Here is a 1,118-nt window from a genome sequence, read left to right as displayed (position 1 = left end):
GTATCCGGCTCTGTCGTACCTGGATCCGTGTCATCAGTGATCTGCGTATCCACACTGTTGTTGGTCGCATCTTCAGCAATGTGCTCGAAGTTAGTATCAGTGATGCTATCGATTGCAATGGTGAAGCTCTCTGCACCTTCCGCTAACACATCATCTAAGGTGTCGATGGTGAAGGTATTTGAGTTGCTGCCCGCTGGGATATCAACACTCGCAACACCCGTGAAGTCTGTGCCATCGGCGGCAACACCGCTGTAGGTGAAGGTTACTGTGATCGGTGTGGCAACATCGGCTGCAGGTTGATCCACAGCTACGGTATATGGCGTTGTAGTATCGCCTTCGATAACCGACGCAGGGCCGGTTAGGGAGATATACGCGGTTTCTGTATCCGGCTCTGTCGTACCTGGATCCGTGTCATCAGTGATCTGCGTATCCACACTGTTGTTGGTCGCATCTTCAGCGATGTGCTCGAAGTTGGTATCAGTGATGCTATCGATTGCGATGGTGAAGCTCTCTGCACCTTCCGCTAACACATCATCTAAGGTGTCGATAGTGAAGGTATTTGAGTTGCTGCCCGCTGGGATATCAACACTGGCAACACCGGTGAAGTCTGTGCCATCAGCAGCAACACCGCTGTAGGTGAAGGTCACCGTGATTGCAGAAGTCACATCCGCTGCAGGCTGGTCAACACTGATTGTGTATGGAGTGGTTGTATTGCCTTCGATAACAGAACTTGGACCTGTAAGTGAGACATAAGCCGTCTCAGTATCAGGTTCAGTAGTACCTGGATCCGTATCATCAGTGATCTGCGTATCCACACTGTTGTTGGTCGCATCTTCAGCGATGTGCTCGAAGTTCGTATCAGTGATGCTATCGATTTCGATGGTGAAGCTCTCAGCACCTTCGGCCAACACATCATCTAAGGTGTCGATGGTGAAGGTATTTGAGTTGCTGCCCGCTGGGATATCAACACTCGCAACACCCGTGAAGTCTGTGCCATCGGCGGCAACACCGCTGTAGGTGAAGGTTACTGTGATCGGTGTGGCAACATCGGCTGCAGGTTGATCCACAGCTACGGTATATGGCGTTGTAGTATCGCCTTCGATAACCGACGCAGGGCC

The 1,118-nt window shown here is 51.4% G+C and carries 1 protein-coding gene; it reads right to left on the bottom strand.

Annotated features, from left to right (window positions below):
- Window positions 1–1,118 (bottom strand): Calx-beta domain-containing protein (locus tag A3774_RS15965; RefSeq protein WP_197468083.1); only part of this gene is annotated, 1,118 nt, incomplete at both ends.

This window comes from Neptuniibacter marinus, from assembly GCF_001597725.1.
GTDB classification, from domain to species: Bacteria; Pseudomonadota; Gammaproteobacteria; order Pseudomonadales; family Balneatricaceae; genus Neptuniibacter; species Neptuniibacter marinus.
Note: the sequence above shows the minus strand (reverse complement) of the source record. Positions and strands in the feature narration are given on the sequence as shown.